Raw genomic sequence first — 3310 nt, 5'->3', positions numbered from 1 at the left:
GATCTCGGAGTCGGCGTGGTCGGGCCCGGCGCTCTCCCGGAGGCGGCCCTGATCGTCAACGCCCTGAGCGTGGAGCCGGAGATCGAGGTCGACGCGCTGCGCCGCGACGCCGTCCTCATGGACATGACCTACCGCCCGCTGCTGACGCCCTTCCTCGCCGCCGGCAAGTCGCGGGGCCTGACGACGGTGGACGGCCTGGCCATGCTGATCGGTCAGGCCCGGCCCTCGTTCCGGGCCCTGTTCGACATGGAGCCGCCCGGCGTGGATGTCCGGGCGCTCGCCCTGGCGGCCCTGGGAGAGACGCCATGATCGTGCTCGGCCTGACGGGCTCTATCGGCATGGGCAAGACGACCACCACGGCGATGTTCGCCGCCGAGGGCGCGCTGGTGTGGAACGCCGACGAAGCCGTGCACCGGCTCTACGCCCGGGACGGCGCGGCGGTTGAGCCGGTCGGCGCGGCCTTTCCGGGCGTGGTGATCGACGGCGCCGTCGACCGAACCCGGCTGGCGGCGGCGCTGGGTCAGGACGAAGCGGCGTTCCGGCGGCTGGAGGCGATCGTTCATCCGCTTGTGCTGAAGGGGCGGCTGGAGGATCTGGAGGCGGCGGCGCGGCGCGGCGTGCGGCTTGCGGTGCTGGATATCCCCCTGCTGTTCGAGACTGGCGGCGACGCGGCGGTGGACGCGGTGGTCGTGGTCACGGCGGATCCGGAGGTGCAGGCGGCGCGGGTGCTGGCCCGGCCCGGCATGACCCGGAAGCGGTTCGAGGCCATTCTCGCGCGGCAGACGCCGGACGCCGAGAAACGGCGGCGGGCGGACTTCGTCGTCGACACCGGCCGCGGGCTGGAAGCGGCGCGGGTGCAGGTGCGCGAAATCGTGGGGACGGTTCTGGCCCCGGGCTGGACATCTCCGCGGCGCGGGCTTCCGCCGGGCGGCAAACCGATTCAATAAGGGGCATGGCCCGCGAAATCGTTCTCGACACCGAAACCACCGGCTTCGATCCGAAGACGGGCGACCGGCTGATCGAGGTCGGCTGCATCGAGATCGAGGACCTGCTGCCGACCGGCCGGACCTTCCACACCCTGGTGCATCCCGAGCGGCTGATCCCGCCGGACGCCATCCGGGTGCACGGCATCACCGACGAGAAGGTCCGGGACGCGCCGAAATTCCGTGAGGTGGTGCATGAGCTGATGGCCTTCATCGGCGACGCGCCGGTGATCGCCCACAACGCCGCCTTCGACCGCTCCTTCATCGACCACGAGTGCGGCCTGTGCAGTCATCCGCTGCTGGAGGAGACGCGCTGGATCGACACCCTGAAGCTGGCCCAGAGCCGGTTTCCGGGCATGGCCAATTCGCTGGACGCCCTGTGCAAGCGGTTCAAGATCAGCCTGGTTGAGCGCACCCTGCACGGGGCGCTGATCGACGCCCGGCTGCTGGCCGAAGTCTATCTGGAGCTGAAGGGCGGCAAGGAGCGGCGGCTGGACCTGTCGAGCGCGCGGACCGCCGCGGCCCAGGTGGCGGCGGGGTCGGCGGGCGGCTACGGGCCGCGTCCGCGGCCGCTGGCGCCGCGCTCGACGGAGGCCGAGCAGGCGGCGCACCGGGCCTTCCTGCGCGAGACCCTGAAGGACCAGTCGCTGTGGGCGGCCTACGGACTGGACGTCGAGGCGGCCTGAACCGGCCCCTGTCGGGTCAGGCGCGGGCGGGCTCGACGGGGCCGCGGGCGATCTGCTGCTGGCGCGACAGATAGATGCCGGCGAAGTCGATCGGATCGAGCATGAAGGGCGGATAGAAGCCGCCGTCGGCGGTGGCGCGGGCGATGATCTCGCGGGCGAACGGGAACAGGTAGCGCGGGCACTCGATCAGCAGCATCGGCTCGATGTCCTGTTCGGCCACGCCGGACAGGGCGAACAGGCCGCCGTAGACCAGTTCGACATTGAACACGGTCAGGGCGTCGGTGGTGGCCTTGACGGTCAGACGCAGCTCGACCTCGAACAGGCCGTCCTTGCGGCCCTGGGCGTTCATCTCGACGCCGAGATCGATGGCCGGCTTGCCCTCGACGCGCAGGGAGTCCGGAGCCTTGGGGTTCTCGAACGACAGATCGCGGACGAACTGGGCCAGGATGCGGAAGCCCGGGCCGGCCGGGGCCTCGCCGCCGTTCTGGGCGGGCGCGGGCGTGTTGGCGTCGGCGGGCGGGACGGCGTCGGTCATGGCGGGTCGGTCTTGTCTGGAATGGCGTGAGGGGCGCGGCGGTCCGGCCCGGAAGGCGCGGCGACTAGCACGCACGGCCCGTTGCGGCAACGACGCTCGCCGAAGGAGGGCGGGCGCCCGTTCCGGGGCCGGGCCGATCGGCCGCAGGGTCCGGGGGGCGCCGTTCGCCTTGCGCGCCCCTATATCAGTCCCTAATCGTCGTTTCGCCGCGCCCGGCGTTCATCGGGCGCCAATCAGGGAATGCCCGTGCCGGTCCAGGTCCAGATCGTCATCTTCGCCGTCGTCGCGGCCATCGTCCTGTTCCAGCTCTACAATGTGCTGGGCAAGAAGGTGGGCCGCCAGCCCGAGGACGATGTCCGGGCCCAGCCGCCGGTTCCCGCCGCGCCCGCGGATGCCGGTGGAACGCGGCCGAACGTGCTGGACGCGGCGACCCTGGCCTCGATCGCGGGGCTGAAGGCGCGCGATCCGAATTTCGACCCGGTGCGCTTCCTCGAGGGCGCCCGCCAGGCCCATGAGACCATCGTGCGGGCCTACGCCGCCGGCGACCGCGAGACGCTGAAGCCGCTGCTGACCGCGCGCGTGATGGAGTCGTTCGAGGCCGGCATCGCGGCGCGCGAAGCCCGCGGCGAGACCGAGGAGGCGGAATTCCTGCACCCGGCCCGGGCCGATCTGGAGCTGGCCACGGCGGAAGAGAATCGCGCCACGGCCAAGGTCCGCTTCCTGGCCGAGCTGCGCAACCGGGTGAAGTCGGCCGATCCGGCGGCCGAGGAACAGGTCGAGGAGCGCCGCGTCGCCGAGGTCTGGACCTTCGAACGCACCCTCGGCGCCAGCGATCCGAACTGGCTGCTGGCCCGCACCGAACCCGCCTCGGCATGAGGCCGGGGGGCCGCGGGATGCGACCCCGGAGGGCCGTGAGAGCCGCCGCCCTGGCCCTCGTCCTGGCGCTGGCCGCCTGCGCCACCCCGCCGCGGCCGGCCGGCCCGTCCGCGCCGACGACCCCGCCGACCGCGCCGGAGCCGCCCCGGCCCGCTCCCGGCCCCGTGGCGCCGGCCGGGGAGAGCCCGACGATCCTGCCGGGCTGGGCCGACGAGGACCAGCTGGCGGCC

4 protein-coding genes and 2 pseudogenes are annotated in these 3310 nt (G+C 72.7%); 5 read left to right on the top strand and 1 reads right to left on the bottom strand.

What is annotated here, in order from left to right; translation table 11 throughout:
* From VGD32_RS11160 to dnaQ, 3 genes and pseudogenes are all read left to right on the top strand, one after another.
* Window positions 1-309 (top strand): annotated as a pseudogene (locus VGD32_RS11160) (shikimate dehydrogenase); the annotation flags it as partial.
* Window positions 306-947, top strand: a complete 642-nt coding sequence (gene coaE, locus VGD32_RS11155; protein WP_331031959.1) for a dephospho-CoA kinase — start codon at window positions 306-308, stop codon at window positions 945-947. The pseudogene VGD32_RS11160 and the gene coaE, both read left to right, overlap by 4 nt.
* 5 nt (window positions 948-952) lie before the next feature.
* Window positions 953-1669, top strand: coding sequence for a DNA polymerase III subunit epsilon (dnaQ, locus tag VGD32_RS11150; RefSeq protein ID WP_331031958.1), 717 nt, complete (start codon window positions 953-955; stop codon window positions 1667-1669).
* 16 nt (window positions 1670-1685) lie between these two features.
* On the opposite strand, the gene secB is transcribed toward dnaQ, so the two are convergent.
* Entirely contained in the window at window positions 1686-2204 is a 519-nt protein-coding gene (gene secB, locus VGD32_RS11145) for a protein-export chaperone SecB (protein ID WP_331031957.1), read from the bottom strand.
* Window positions 2205-2444: 240 nt separating this feature from the next.
* Between secB and timA the strand changes: the two genes are divergently transcribed.
* Window positions 2445-3080 (top strand): TIM44-related membrane protein TimA, encoded by a 636-nt coding sequence (timA, locus tag VGD32_RS11140; RefSeq protein WP_331031956.1) that lies wholly within the window; start codon window positions 2445-2447, stop codon window positions 3078-3080.
* A 35-nt stretch (window positions 3081-3115) separates the two neighbouring features.
* A pseudogene (locus VGD32_RS11135) lies at window positions 3116-3310 on the top strand (murein transglycosylase); the annotation flags it as partial.

This window comes from Brevundimonas sp. (genome assembly GCF_036402095.1).
In the GTDB taxonomy this organism is placed as follows: Bacteria; Pseudomonadota; Alphaproteobacteria; order Caulobacterales; family Caulobacteraceae; genus Brevundimonas.
The sequence above is the reverse complement of the archived record's forward strand: the minus strand, read 5'-3'. Positions and strand labels throughout refer to the sequence as shown.